Source organism: Blastococcus sp. HT6-30 (genome assembly GCF_039729015.1).
Classification (GTDB): Bacteria; Actinomycetota; Actinomycetes; order Mycobacteriales; family Geodermatophilaceae; genus Blastococcus.
This window is the reverse complement of record NZ_CP155792.1, coordinates 2,211,340-2,224,963: the sequence shown is the minus strand read 5'-3', so window position 1 is coordinate 2,224,963 and position 13,624 is coordinate 2,211,340. Positions and strand designations below refer to the sequence as shown.

The following is a 13,624-nucleotide window of genomic DNA, read 5'->3' as shown; positions in this document are numbered from 1 at the left end:
GAAGCGGCGCACGGAGGAGGTTCGGTGGACGGTCCCATGACCTCCATGGCGGCGATGCGGTCGTTCCGGCGCGATCCGGCGGTGACCGCACGTCGGCTGCCGAAAGGGACCGTCCGGCGGATCCTCGGCATAGCCCGGCCCTACAAGCGGGAGCTGACCACGTTCCTGGTCCTGGTCGTCGGGTCCTCGGTCATCGGGGTGATCACCCCGCTGCTGGCCGGGAACATCGTCAACCGGATCGCCGGGCTCGAGGGCACCGCGGCCGGCATCGTCCGGATCGCGCTGCTCATCGCAGGCCTCGCGGTCGTCGACGCCGCCATCTCGCTGGCCACCCGCTGGTACTCCGCCCGGATCGGCGAGGGCGTCATCTACGACCTGCGCAGCCAGGTGTTCGAGCACGTGCAGCGGATGCCGGTCGCGTTCTTCACCCGCACCCAGACCGGCGCGCTGGTCAGCCGGCTGAACAACGACGTCATCGGGGCCCAGCAGGCGTTCACGTCCACGCTCTCCGGCGTGGTCTCCAACGTCATCGGCCTGGTGCTCACCGCCGGCGTCATGTTCACGCTGTCCTGGCAGATCACGCTGCTGTCGCTGCTGCTCGTGCCGGTGTTCGTCATGCCCGCCCGGCGCATCGGCAGCCGGCTGCAGGAGATCACCCGGGAGTCCTACTCGCTCAACGCGTCGATGAACGCGACGATGACCGAACGCTTCAACGTCGCCGGCGCGTTGCTGGTCAAGCTGTTCGGCCGGCCCACCGTCGAGGCGGAGTCCTTCCGAGGCCGCGCCGCGCGGGTGCGGGACATCGGCGTGCTCTCGGCCATGTACGGCCGGACGTTCTTCACCGCGCTGACGCTGGTCGCCGCGCTGGCCACCGCGCTCGTCTACGGCCTGGGCGGCTGGCTGGCCTTCACCGGCACCCTCAGCGCCGGCGACGTCGTGGCGCTGGCCCTGCTGCTGTCCCGGTTGTACGGCCCGCTGACCGCGCTGTCGAACGTGCGGGTCGACGTGATGAGCGCGATGGTCAGCTTCGACCGCGTCTTCGAGGTGCTGGACCTGCCGCCGATGATCCGGGAGGCGCCCGACGCCGTCCCCGTGCCGGCCGACGACCGGTCGATCGAGTTCGACTCCGTCTCGTTCAGCTACCCGGCGGGTGCAGATGTCTCGCTGCCGTCGCTGGAGGAGGTGTCCCTGCCCGAGCACGGCGGGCCGGTGGACGTGCTGCACGACGTCAGCTTCCGGGTGGAGCCCGGGCAGCTCGTCGCGCTGGTCGGCCACTCCGGCGCGGGCAAGTCGACCATCGCCAACCTGGTACCGCGGCTGTACGACGTGACCGGGGGAGCCGTCCGGGTCGGGGGAGTGGACGTCCGGCATGCCACCTTCGGCTCCCTCCGCGACGCCATCGGCGTCGTCAGCCAGGACGCGCACCTCTTCCACGACACCATCCGCGCCAACCTCCGCTACGCCCGCCCGGAGGCCTCGGACGAGCAGTTGTGGGATGCGCTGACCGGCGCCCGCATCGGCGACCTCGTGCACTCGCTGCCCGAGGGGCTGGACACGGTGGTGGGCGACCGGGGCTACCGGCTCTCCGGCGGCGAGAAGCAGCGCCTGGCGATCGCCCGCGTGCTCCTCAAGGCGCCCGGCATCGTCATCCTCGACGAGGCGACCGCCCACCTGGACAGCGAGTCCGAGGCCGCGGTCCAGCACGCGCTCGACACCGCACTGGCCGGGCGCACCTCCCTGGTCATCGCCCACCGGCTCTCCACCATCCGCAGCGCGGACCAGATCCTGGTGGTCGACGGTGGTCGGATCGTCGAGCAGGGGACCCACGAGGAGCTGCTCGCCCGGGACGGCCGGTACGCCGATCTCTACCGGACCCAGTTCGCCCGCAACGAGCACGACGCCGCCGCTGTCGGGTGACCGCACCGAGTTCTCGTGGCGCTGCGCGCACAGCCGGGCACGGGCTGTCGCGGGCGCTCGGGAAACGGTCGAACGAGCAGATCAGACGGGGTGGAACTCCGGCGGGGGTCGGACGAGCGAGCGCTCGCGACCACTAGCGTCACTCCTGTCCCAGGCGACCGCAGCCCGGGGCACGTGACCGGGCTGGCGCGGTCACGCAGAACCACAGCAGGCGTCGGACGAACCGGCGGACGCCAGCGAGGAGGAGACGTGACCGCAGCGCACCCGCAGGACACCCAGATCCGTTCGCTCTACGCCCAGTTCATCGACGGGTGGAACCGGCGCAGCGGTGCGGCGGTGGCGGCCGGGTTCGCCGACGACGGCGACATCATCGGATTCGACGGCACGCATCACCGCGGTCGGCTCTCCATCGCCGCGGACCTGCGCCAGGTCTTCGGTTCCCACCAGACCCCCGCCTATGTCGCGGTGGTCCGCTCGGTGCGGCCGATCGGCGAGGGCGTCGCGATGCTGACGGCGCACGCCGGGATGATCCCCGCCGGCGGCAGCGACCTCGACCCCGACCTGAACGCCGTGCACACGATGGTCGCCGTCGACGAGGGGCGCGGCCGGTGGCGGATCTCGCTGTTCCAGGCGACTCCCGCGGCCTGGGACCAGCACCCGGAGGCCCGGGAGGCGCTCACCGAGGAGCTGCGGGGGCTGCTCATCCCGCAGTGAGCGGCGCTCAGCCGACGGTGGCGTCGACCGTGACGACGTCGGCCTGCTCGACAACGGCCTTGCCGCCCACCCGGCCGATGTCGGCGATGATGCCGCCGGAGACCTGGAGCGCGACGGCCATCGCGGCCGGCGGGCCGACGGCACGGACGTCGTAGGGGGCGCTCAGCCGCTCGCCGTCGATGCGCAGGTCGCCCGGGGTTCCGGTGACCGCGCTGGACGCGATCACCCGCACGCCGTCGACCTGGAGGGCCTCCGCGCCGGCGCCCCGGAGCTCCTGGATCGCGCCGAGCACCACCGACGCCGGTACCGCGCCGTCCGGATCCTGGATCGTGATGCGCAGGCCGGGGCCCGTGGCCGGGAGCGTGCCGGCGAGGATGCCGATGGCCTCGGCGCGTGTCCGGGCCTCGGCCAGGGCGCTGCCGGACTGCTCCTGGCCGCTGCTGAGTTCCTCGACGGTCTGCCGGGTCTCGCCGATCTGCCGTCGCAGCGCCTCCTCGCGGGCGTTGAGCTCGTCGAGGATGAGGACGAGGTCCTGCTCGCGCCGCAGGTCCCGGACCTCCGGCTCGGCCGTGCTCCGGATCTGGACGGTGAGCGCGAACCCCAGCGCTACGGTCAGCCCGGCGGTGGCCAGGGCGGCGACCGGACGGCGCCAGCTGCGACGTGGAACTGACCCTCTAGTGGAGGTAGAGCGTTCACCGCCGGTGGAGGCAGCCGGCTGGGAGCCGTTCTCCGACGCCGGCGACTCCGGCGACGGGTCCGGCACCTCGTCGGTCGTCGGCTGGCGCTCCATCGAGCTCCACAGTAGGTCAGCGCCGCAGCGTGCCGGTGGTGCCCGGCCGGGTCAGCGAGCCGGTGCGGACGCCGACCGCGGCGTCGTACCGGTCGAGCAGGACCGCGGCGATCCGCTCGTCCGGCAGCAGGGGAGCGGTGACGACGTCGGCGCCCGCCCCGCGGAGCTTGTCGTGGAAGTGGCCCGGCGCGAGCAGGTAGGACGCGACCACGACGGTCGCGGCACCGGCGGCCCGGGCAGCCGTGACCGCGTCGGGCACCGCGGGGCGGGCGGCGGAGCCGTATCCGGTGGTGACCGGACCACTCCACGCCTCCTGCAGCAGCGCCGCCGTCCGCTCCACGTCGGCCACGGAGCGGTGGTCGCTGGAGCCGGCGGCGGCGACCACGACGGCGGTGCGGGGATCACCGGGGTCGGCGCCGGCCTGCACGAGCCGGTCGCGCAGCACGGCAGCCAGCCGCGGATCGGGCCCGAGGGGCCGGGCCGCGATGGCGCCGTCGGCCTGCGCCACGGCCCGGGCGATGTCCACGTGCACGTGGTAGCCGCCCGACAGCAGCAGCGGGACGACGACCGCCGGCCGTCCCTCGGCCGACAGACCGGCCACGACGTCGACGACCGTGGGTGGCTGCACGTCGACGAACGCCGCGGTCGTCACGAGCCCGGCGCGCCGGGCTCGGGCGGCGAGGGCGAGCTCGGCGATCAGCCGGCGGCCGGTGGGGTTGCGGGTGCCGTGGGCGCAGGCGACCAGCACCGGGGACGGAACGGCGGGAGTCACGGAGCAGTGGTCACAGGGCGCGGGTGACGCCGCCGTCGACGGCGACCATCGTCCCGGTGAGGTAGGAGGCGGCCGGGGAGAGGGCGAACGCCGCCACCCGGGCGAACTCCTCGGGGCGGCCGACCCGGCGCAGCGGGATGCCGGCCTCGGTTCGCGCGCGCATGGCGGCCGCCTCCCCGGACGCGGCCTCGATCTCGGTGATCCGGTCGGTCGCGATGGTCCCCGGTAGCAGTCCGAGCACCCGGATGCCCCGTGGTCCCAGCTCGTCGGCCAGCGCCTTCGCCGTCATCGCCAGCCCGGGGCGCAGGCCGTTGGAGATCGCCAGGTGCCCGATCGGCTGGCGCACCGAGGTGGAGAGGACGAACACGATGACGGCGCCCTCGCCGAGGTGGGGCACCAGCGCCTTCACCAGGCGCAGCGGGCCGAGCAGCACCGTGTCGACGCCGGCGCGCCAGTCGTCCTCGGCGGTCTGCAGCACCGAGCCGGGGGTCGGGCCGCCCACCGAGATGAGCGCGCCGTCGACCCCGCCCAGGCGGTCACGGGCTGCGGTGACCAGCCGCTCCGCGGCCGCCGCGTCGGCGAGGTCGGCGGTCAGCCCGTGCGCGGACGGCGGCCCGCCCAGCGCGGTGACCGCCTGCGCGACGCCGTCCTCGGACCGGGAGCTGACCAGCACCCGGGCCCCGTCGTCGACGAGGGCCCGGGCGGTCGCGAACCCCAGCCCCCGGCTCGCGCCGGTCAGCAGGAATCCGCGGCCACCCAGGCCCAGGTCCACGACTCAGTCCCTCCGGATCAGGCGGCGGAGCCGCGCAGCGACCGCAGGACGTACTGCATGATCCCGCCGTTGCGGTAGTAGTTCGCCTCACCGGGGGTGTCGATCCGGACGCGGGCGTCGAACTCCACCTCGCCGGCCTTCACCTTCACCGTGCGCGGGACCTCGCCGTCGTTCAGCGCGGTGATCCCGGTGATGGTGAACTCCTCGTCGCCGGTCAGGCCGAGCGACTCGCGGTTCTCGCCCTCGGGGAACTGCAGCGGCAGGACGCCCATGCCGATGAGGTTCGAGCGGTGGATGCGCTCGTAGCTCTCGGCGATGACGGCCTTGACGCCCAGCAGCGCGGTGCCCTTGGCGGCCCAGTCGCGCGACGAGCCGGACCCGTACTCCTTGCCGGCCAGCACGACCAGCGGGATGCCGGCGTCGATGTAGGCGCGCGAGGCGTCGTAGATCGTCGTCGTCTCGCCGGTCAGGTGGTTCTTGGTGACCCCACCCTCGGTGCCGGGCACCAGCTGGTTGCGCAGCCGGATGTTGGCGAAGGTGCCGCGGATCATGACCTCGTGGTTCCCGCGGCGCGAGCCGTAGGAGTTGAAGTCGCGACGGTCCACCCCGTGCTCGCGCAGGTACTTGCCCGCGGGGCTGTCGGCCTTGATCGAACCGGCCGGGGAGATGTGGTCGGTCGTGACCGAGTCGCCGAGCACCGCGAGGGTGCGGGCGCCGGTGATGTCCTCGACCGGAGCAGGCTCGGCCGGCATGCCCTCGAAGTACGGAGGACGCCGGACGTAGGTGCTCTCCTCGGCCCACTCGAAGGTGTCACCGGTGGGCGTGGGCAGGTTCTGCCACTGCTCGGTGCCGGCGAAGACGTCCTCGTAGCTGCGGCCGAACTGCTCGGCCGAGACGGCGTGGTCGATGACCCGCTGGACCTCCTGCGGAGAGGGCCAGATGTCGCGCAGGAAGACGTCGTTGCCGTCGGCGTCCTGGCCGAGGGGTTCGTTGTTCAGGTCGACATCCATCGAGCCGGCCAGGGCGTAGGCGATGACCAGCGGCGGGGACGCCAGGTAGTTCATCTTGACGTCGGGGTTGATCCGGCCCTCGAAGTTCCGGTTGCCCGAGAGCACCGAGACGACGGCGAGGTCGGCCTCGTTCACGGCGTTGGAGACCGGCTCGGGGAGCGGGCCGGAGTTGCCGATGCAGGTGGTGCACCCGTAGCCCACCAGGTAGAAGCCCAGCTTCTCCAGGTACGGGGTGAGCTCGGCCTTCTCGTAGTAGTCCATGACGACCTTGGACCCGGGGGCCAGCGTCGTCTTCACCCACGGCTTGCTGGTCAGACCGCGCTCGACGGCGTTCTTCGCCAGCAGCGCGGCGCCGATCATCACCTGCGGGTTGGAGGTGTTGGTGCAGGAGGTGATCGCGGCGATCACGACGTGGCCGTGGTCGACGTAGGTCTCCGTGCCGTCCTCCATGACCACCCGGGTGGGCTTGGAGGGGCGGTCGGGCACCCGGTCCGGGACGGTCTGGTGGTTCGGCTTGCCGGCCTCCCCGTTGCCGGAGGCGAAGGGACTGACCGGGTCGGACGCGGGGAAGGACTCGGCCGAGGCCTCGTCGGCCGCGGACTCGACGCCGTAGGGCTGCTCCTGGCCGGGAACTCCGGGCTTGCGGTCCTCGCCGCCGGTCTCGTCGTCGGCCACGTAGTTCGCCAGCGACGTGCGGAACGCCGGCTTCGCCTCGGTGATCGCCACGCGGTCCTGCGGGCGCTTCGGCCCGGCGATCGACGGGACGACGGTGGCGAGGTCCAGCTCCAGGTACTCGGAGAAGGCCGGTTCGCGGGACGGGTCGTGCCAGAGGCCCTGCTCCTTGGCGTAGGCCTCGACCAGCTTGACCTGCTCCTCGGAGCGGCCGGTGAGCGTGAGGTAGGTGATGGTCTCCTCGTCGATGGGGAACATCGCCGCGGTGGAGCCGAACTCCGGGCTCATGTTGCCGATCGTGGCGCGGTTGGCCAGCGGGACGGCGGAGACGCCGGCGCCGTAGAACTCGACGAACTTCCCGACCACACCGTGCTCGCGGAGCATCTCGGTGATGGTCAGCACGAGGTCGGTCGCCGTGGCGCCGTCGGGCAGCTGACCGGTCAGCTTGAAGCCGACCACGCGGGGGATGAGCATCGAGACGGGCTGGCCGAGCATCGCGGCCTCGGCCTCGATGCCGCCGACGCCCCAGCCCAGCACGCCGAGGCCGTTGACCATCGTGGTGTGGCTGTCGGTGCCGACGCAGGTGTCGGGGTAGGCGATGACCTTGTCGCCCTCCTGGCGCGGGAAGACCACGCGCGCCAGGTGCTCGATGTTCACCTGGTGGACGATGCCGGTGCCCGGGGGGACGACCTTGAAGTCGTCGAACGCGCCCTGGCCCCAGCGGAGGAACTGGTAGCGCTCGCCGTTGCGTTCGTACTCGATCTCGACGTTGCGCTCGAAGCTCTCCGGCGTGCCGAAGACGTCGGCGATCACGGAGTGGTCGATGACCAGCTCGGCCGGCGCGAGCGGGTTGATCTTGTTCGGGTCGCCACCGAGGTCGGCCATGGCCTCGCGCATGGTGGCGAGGTCGACGATGCAGGGGACGCCCGTGAAGTCCTGCATGACCACGCGCGCCGGGGTGAACTGGATCTCCTGGTCGGGCTCGGCCGACGGGTCCCAGTTGGCGATCGCCCGGATGTGATCGGCGGTGATGTCCGCACCGTCCTCGGTGCGCAGCAGGTTCTCGAGGAGGACCTTGAGGCTGAAGGGCAGCTTCTCGGAGCCCTCCACCGCGTCGAGCCGGTAGATGTCGTAGTCGGTGCCGTCGACGGAGAGCGTCGCCCGTGCTCCGAAGGTGTCCTTGCTGGCTGCCACTGCTCTGCGCCTACCCCTCGTGGTTCATCACGCTTCGTTGACCACCCTCGATCATCCCAGTTCGCGGCCGGGTGGACCGAGTCAGGCGACCCTTCCCTCACCCGGTGACCTGTATCACGGCCCGGGAAACACGTCGGCGGGCCCGGGTCCGGCGGTGTCCGTGCCGCCCGGACCGCCGCACCCGTCGCAACCGGCGTTCGGGGGACGCGTGCCCCGGGGAGGGCACGCCTCCGCCCGGGGGCGTGGGGCCGTGCACCGGCGTCCCATCGCGCCGCTGCTGGGCGGCGCCTACGCCTGCGCGGTCGTCCTGCTCCTCCCGCCGGCCGGGCGGCCGGCGCGCGCGGGAACCCGCCGCGCGGCCCTACCGTGGCGGGCGTGACCGGCGTCGTCCCCGAACCCCTGCCCGGCTGGCTCACCGCCGCCTCCCGCATCACCGCGCTCACCGGCGCGGGCATCTCGACCGACAGCGGCATCCCCGACTACCGGGGACCGAACGGCGTCTGGACGCGCGATCCGGACGCCGAGAAGCTCGTGACGCTGTCGTACTACGTGGGCGACCCCGACATCCGCCGCCGGGCCTGGCTGATGCGCCGGGACATGGGCGCGCTCGACGTGCGCCCCAACGCGGGGCACGCGGCCCTGGTCGACCTCGAGGGCCAGGGGCGGCTGCGCACGCTGATCACCCAGAACGTCGACGGCCTGCACCAGGCCGCCGGGTCGGCGCCCGACCGGGTGCTGGAGATCCACGGCACCGTGCACGAGGTCGAGTGCCTGGGCTGCCGCGCGCGGACGACGATGCAGGAGGCGCTGGACCGGGTGGCGGCCGGGGATCCCGACCCCGCGTGCCGGGCCTGCGGCGGCATCCTCAAGTCGGCGACGATCAGCTTCGGGCAGATGCTCGACCCCGCGGTGATCGACGCCGCGGCGGCGGCCGCCGCCGACTGCGACGTGCTCCTCGCGGTCGGCACCTCCCTGACCGTGCACCCGGCGGCCGGCCTCGTCGACATCGCGGTGGCGAACGGTGCGCGCGTCGTCGTGGTCAACGCCCAGCCCACGCCGTACGACGACGTGGCGGACCTCGTCGTCCGGGAGCCGATCGGGAGCGCCCTGCCGAAGCTGGTCGCGGCCGGCTGACGGTGTGCTGGCTCACGACCGGTGGCGAGCCAGGGCCCGTGAGCCCGGGTGACCTGGTCGTCGCGAACAGCGGCCAGGCGACGACGTGGCCGCGGGATGCGACGTCGGCTCCTCCGGCTGGTTCCGCGCCATCGGCCTGAGCGGAGCGCACCGGTTCGTCGTCGTCCCCGACGGCCGATAGCGTGACGGGGACCACGTCTTCGGCCGGCCTCGTGCCGGCCCAGCACCTCCGGGAGCCGGCATGCGCGTCCCCCTCACCAGTCGCGACTTCCTCGACCGCGCCGAGCTGGTCTACGGCGACCGCGTCGGCGTCGTCGACGAGCCGGCGCAGCCCGCCCCGTCGCTCGGGGACGTCACCTACCGGGAGGTGGCCCGGCGGGGCCGCGCCCTGCAGGCCGGGCTCGACGCGCTGGGCATCGGCGAGGGGGAGCGGGTGGCGATCGTGAGCCACAACTCCGCCCGGCTGCTCGAGCTGCTGCTGGCCGTGCCGTCGTCGGGCCGCGTCGCCGTGCCGATCAACTTCCGGCTGCAGCCGGAGGAGGTGGAGTACATAGTCGGGCACTCCGGTGCCCGGGTGCTGCTGGTCGACCCCGAGCTGGAGACCTCGCTGAAGAGCGTGCGGGCCGAGCACCGCTTCGGGACGGGGGAGGAGTACGAGCAGCTGCTCCGCTTCGACGCCGAGCCCCGGCCGTGGTCGGAGCCAGACGAGGACGCCACGGCGACCATCAACTACACGAGCGGCACGACGGCGCGGCCCAAGGGCGTGCAGATGACCCACCGCAACATCTGGGTCAACGCGGTCACCTTCGGCATGCACATGCAGGTCAGCGACCGGGACGTCTACATGCACACCCTGCCGATGTTCCACTGCAACGGCTGGGGCCTGCCGTACGCCATGGCGGGGGTCGGCGCTCGCCAGGTGGTGATCCGGAAGATCGACGGCGCGGAGATCCTGCGCCGCGTCGACCAGCACGGCGTGACGGTGATGGCGGGGGCGCCGGCGGTCTGGAACGCCGTCCTGGAGGCCGCCGGGGACTGGGACGGCGAGATCCCCGGGCGCGATCGGGTGCGGATCGTCGTCGCCGGTGCGCCGCCGCCCTCGCGGACCATCGCCCGCGTCGAGGCCGAGCTCGGGTGGGAGTTCAACCAGATCTACGGCCTCACCGAGACCGCGCCCCTGCTCACCATCAACCGGCCGCGCGCCGAGTACGACGGCCTGGACGCCGAAGAACGCGCCAAGCGGCTGTCCCGCGCCGGGGTGCCCGTGATCGGCACGCGGATGGCGGTGAGCGACAGCGGCGAGGTGCTCGCGCGCAGCAACACCGTGCTGGCCGGTTACTGGGAGAACCCCGACGCCTCGGCGGAGGCGCTGGAGGGCGGCTGGTTCCACACCGGCGACGGCGGATCGATCGACGAGCACGGTTACCTGACGATCTCCGACCGCAAGAAGGACGTGATCATCACGGGCGGCGAGAACGTCTCCTCGATCGAGGTCGAGGACGTCGTCTTCAGCCACCCGGCCATCGCGGAGGTGGCGGTCATCGGCATCCCCGACGACAAGTGGGGCGAGATGGTGACCGCGATCGTCGTCCTGGCCGAGGGGGAGCAGGCCACGGAGGCCGACATCATCACCCACTGCAGGGCGCGCCTGGCCGGCTACAAGGCGCCCAAGCGGGTCGAGTTCCGCGACCAGCTGGCCCGGACCGCCACCGGGAAGATCCAGAAGTTCAAGCTGCGCGAGGAGTTCTGGTCCGGCTCCGACCGCAGGGTCAACTGAGCAGCCGGGAGTCGGCAGGCTCCCGGGGCGACGGCGCTCCGCACCCGGCCGTCCCACCCTTCGGGGTGAGGAGCGCTCAACGACGTCCCCGTCCGCACCGAACACCAGCACAGCGGCGCCCTCCCGGGGTGCCGGTCGTCGATGTGCTGGAAGAGGTCCGAAGACGTGGACAGCGGTATCCGGAGCGGTACGGCCCGCCCTTCGGGGGCTCGCACGGCACTGCGGGTGGTCGGGACGGCGCTGGCCGGCCTGGTCGTCCTCGGGCTCACCCCCGCGGTCGCGGACGCGGCGCCCCGCCGTCCCGGTGACAGCCGGATCGAGGCGGCGCAGGCGCAGGCCGACGCGGTCACCGGGCGCATCGGGGAGCTCCGCGGGCGGTTGACGGCCGCCCAGGCCTCGGTGGACGCCGCCCGCGCGGTATCGGCGATCGCGCTCGACGAGTACCAGGCGACCCAGGAGTCCTTCGAGGCCGCGCGGGCGCACGCCGACTCCGCCGCCGCGGCGTCCGCGCAGGCCGCGGCCGAGCTGGGTGTGGCGCGCGACGACGTGGCCGTGTTCGCCCGGCGCAGCTACATGGAGGGCAGCACCTACGCCGGCGCGACGGCCCTGGTCACCGCCGGCGATCCGGGTCAGCTCGTGGAGCGCGCCGCGCTGCTCGAGGCGGCCGGCAGCCACCGGTCCGACGTCCTCGGCCGGGTCGCCGAGCTCAAGGTGGTGGCAGACCGGGCGGATGCCGTCGCGCAGGTCGCTCTGGTCCAGGCGGATGCCCTCCAGACGGAGGCCGCCGCCACGCTGGAGATCGCGCGGACGGCGGAGATCTCCGCCCGCGCCCAGGCGGCCTCGCTCGCCGCCGAGGAGGAGCAGCTCCAGGAGGAGCTCGGCGCGGCCCAGCAGCAGTTGCAGACCCTCGTCGGCGCCCGCGCCGCCGAGGAGCGGACCGCGGCGCTCGTCGTCGCGTCGTCCGCTCCCGCTGCGGCTCCGGCTCCGGCGCCCGCTCCGGCTCCTGCTCCGGCTCCTGCTCCGGTCGCCGGCACGCCGTCGTCGAGCGGTGGCGGCTCGACCAGCCCGGCCCCGCCTGCCGGGACCGGGGACGCCTCCGTCGCCCAGCGGGCGATCGACACCGCCATGGCCTACCTCGGCACCCCGTACGCGTGGGGTGGCGGGGGTACCCGCGGACCCGGCCCCGGGCAGGATCCGGACCTGGGCATCGTCGGCTTCGACTGCAGCGGCCTGACCCAGCACGCGTACGCCCGCGCGGGCATCCCCATCCCCCGGAACAGTCGCGACCAGTACGCGGCGCTGCCCAAGGTCTCCAGCGACGACCTGCGCGCCGGCGACCTGGTCTTCTGGGGCACCGATCCCAGCAATCCGCGGTCGATCACGCACGTGGCGATCTACCTGGGTGGCGACCGGGTGGTGCAGGCGCCGCAGAGCGGCGACGTGGTGAAGGTGTCGCCCATGTGGTGGCGGGGATACGTCGGCGCGGTGCGGCCGAGCGCCCGCTGACGGGCCTGCCGCCGGTGCGGTGAGCCGCGGGCAGTGGGGCGTCGGGCAGCCACGGGGGGAGCTGCCCGACGCAGACGCGAGGCTAGCAGTCCGGAACGCCCGCGGGCAGGGGTCCCGACGCGGCTGCGCCGATTCGCCGGCGACGGCCGGGCGGGCCTGTGTCGGCGGGGGGTGGCCGCACCGGATTCGTGTAGGACACTGGGCAGGGGGCCGGGACGACACCGCCCCGTCGACGGCCTGCCCGAGCCGGGCAGTCGCGGCCCGGCACGACCAGGGAGCCACGTGTCCAGCGCTGCCAGCACCCCGACCGAGAGCGTGCCCGCCCACCCGCAGGCGCCCGTGCCGCCCTCCGTCGACGCCGCCCGGCTGGAGCGGGTGATCTTCGAGATCAAGCGCGTCATCGTCGGCCAGGACCGGCTGGTGGAGCGGATGATCGTCGCGCTGCTCGCCCGTGGTCACGTGCTGCTCGAAGGCGTGCCCGGCGTCGCCAAGACCCTGGCGGTCGAGACGCTGGCGACCGTGGTGGGTGGCAGCTTCTCCCGCCTGCAGTTCACACCCGACCTCGTGCCCGCCGACATCATCGGCACCCGCATCTACAAGTCCGGTCAGGACTCCTTCGACACCGAGCTGGGCCCGGTGTTCGCCAACTTCGTGCTCACCGACGAGATCAACCGGGCACCGGCCAAGGTGCAGTCGGCGCTGCTGGAGGTCATGGCCGAGCGGCAGGTCTCCATCGGCGGGGTCACCCACCCGCTGCCCGACCCGTTCCTGGTGCTCGCCACCCAGAACCCGATCGAGTCCGAGGGCGTCTACCCGCTGCCCGAGGCCCAGCGCGACCGCTTCCTCATGAAGGTGCTGGTCGACTACCCCAGCTCCGAGGAGGAGCGCGAGATCATCTACCGGATGGGCTCCGAGCCGCCGGTGCCCGAGACGGTGCTCGCCCCGGGTGAGCTGCGCCGGTTGCAGCGCACGGCCTCACAGGTCTTCGTGCACCACGCCCTGGTCGACTACGTCGTCCGGCTGGTGATCGCCACCCGCTCGCCGCGCGAGCACGGGATGGACGACGTCGCCGGCTGGGTCTCCTACGGCGCCAGCCCGCGCGCCTCGCTCGGCCTGATCGCCGCCAGCCGTGCACTGGCTCTGGTGCGGGGCCGGGACTACGTGCTGCCGCAGGACGTCCTCGACATCACCGCGGACGTCCTCCGCCACCGTCTGGTGCTCTCCTACGACGCGCTGGCCGACGGCGTGCCGGCCGACCACATCGTCAAGCGGATCGTGCAGACGGTCCCGCTGCCGCAGGTGGCCCCGCGGCAGGGCGCGTCCGGCGGCGGTCCCGGGGTGCCGGGCGGGCCGTCGGTGCCGCCGG

The 13,624-nt window shown here is 73.2% G+C and carries 9 protein-coding genes and 1 pseudogene; 6 read left to right on the top strand and 4 right to left on the bottom strand.

What is annotated here, in order from left to right:
• Positions 1 to 24: 24 nt before the first annotated feature.
• Together ABC795_RS10760 and ABC795_RS10755 are read left to right on the top strand one after the other, a co-directional pair.
• The gene (locus ABC795_RS10760; RefSeq protein ID WP_347057178.1) at positions 25 to 1,917 is read left to right on the top strand and encodes an ABC transporter ATP-binding protein; all 1,893 of its coding nucleotides are present in this window, start codon (positions 25 to 27) and stop codon (positions 1,915 to 1,917) included.
• A gap of 249 nt (positions 1,918 to 2,166) precedes the next feature.
• Positions 2,167 to 2,631 carry an SgcJ/EcaC family oxidoreductase gene (locus tag ABC795_RS10755; RefSeq protein ID WP_347057177.1) on the top strand — a complete coding sequence of 155 codons (465 nt, stop codon included), beginning with the start codon at positions 2,167 to 2,169 and terminating at the stop codon, positions 2,629 to 2,631.
• 7 nt (positions 2,632 to 2,638) lie between these two features.
• Here ABC795_RS10755 and ABC795_RS10750 read toward each other — a convergent pair whose 3' ends face one another.
• From ABC795_RS10750 to ABC795_RS10735, 4 genes are read right to left on the bottom strand one after another with little or no spacing between them, the layout of a single operon-like run.
• Entirely contained in the window at positions 2,639 to 3,421 is a 783-nt protein-coding gene (locus ABC795_RS10750) for a DUF881 domain-containing protein (protein ID WP_347057176.1), read from the bottom strand.
• A 16-nt stretch (positions 3,422 to 3,437) separates the two neighbouring features.
• Positions 3,438 to 4,193, bottom strand: coding sequence for a CbiX/SirB N-terminal domain-containing protein (locus ABC795_RS10745; RefSeq protein WP_347057175.1), 756 nt, complete (start codon positions 4,191 to 4,193; stop codon positions 3,438 to 3,440).
• 10 nt (positions 4,194 to 4,203) lie between these two features.
• Positions 4,204 to 4,965: an SDR family oxidoreductase gene (locus ABC795_RS10740; RefSeq protein WP_347057174.1), complete on the bottom strand. Its 762-nt coding sequence runs from the start codon at positions 4,963 to 4,965 to the stop codon at positions 4,204 to 4,206.
• 17 nt (positions 4,966 to 4,982) lie between these two features.
• Positions 4,983 to 7,841: an aconitate hydratase gene (locus tag ABC795_RS10735; protein ID WP_347057173.1), complete on the bottom strand. Its 2,859-nt coding sequence runs from the start codon at positions 7,839 to 7,841 to the stop codon at positions 4,983 to 4,985.
• A gap of 375 nt (positions 7,842 to 8,216) precedes the next feature.
• On the opposite strand from ABC795_RS10735, the gene ABC795_RS10730 reads away from it, so the two are divergent.
• From ABC795_RS10730 to ABC795_RS10715, 4 genes and pseudogenes are all read left to right on the top strand, one after another.
• A complete protein-coding gene (locus tag ABC795_RS10730; protein ID WP_347057172.1) occupies positions 8,217 to 8,975 on the top strand; it encodes a Sir2 family NAD-dependent protein deacetylase in 759 nt (252 codons plus the stop codon).
• Positions 8,976 to 9,216: 241 nt separating this feature from the next.
• A complete protein-coding gene (locus tag ABC795_RS10725) occupies positions 9,217 to 10,752 on the top strand; it encodes an AMP-binding protein (RefSeq protein ID WP_347057171.1) in 1,536 nt (511 codons plus the stop codon).
• 165 nt (positions 10,753 to 10,917) lie between these two features.
• Positions 10,918 to 12,258, top strand: a complete 1,341-nt coding sequence (locus ABC795_RS10720; RefSeq protein ID WP_347057170.1) for a C40 family peptidase — start codon at positions 10,918 to 10,920, stop codon at positions 12,256 to 12,258.
• A gap of 366 nt (positions 12,259 to 12,624) precedes the next feature.
• Positions 12,625 to 13,536 (top strand): annotated as a pseudogene (locus ABC795_RS10715) (MoxR family ATPase); the annotation flags it as partial.
• Positions 13,537 to 13,624: the final 88 nt, after the last annotated feature.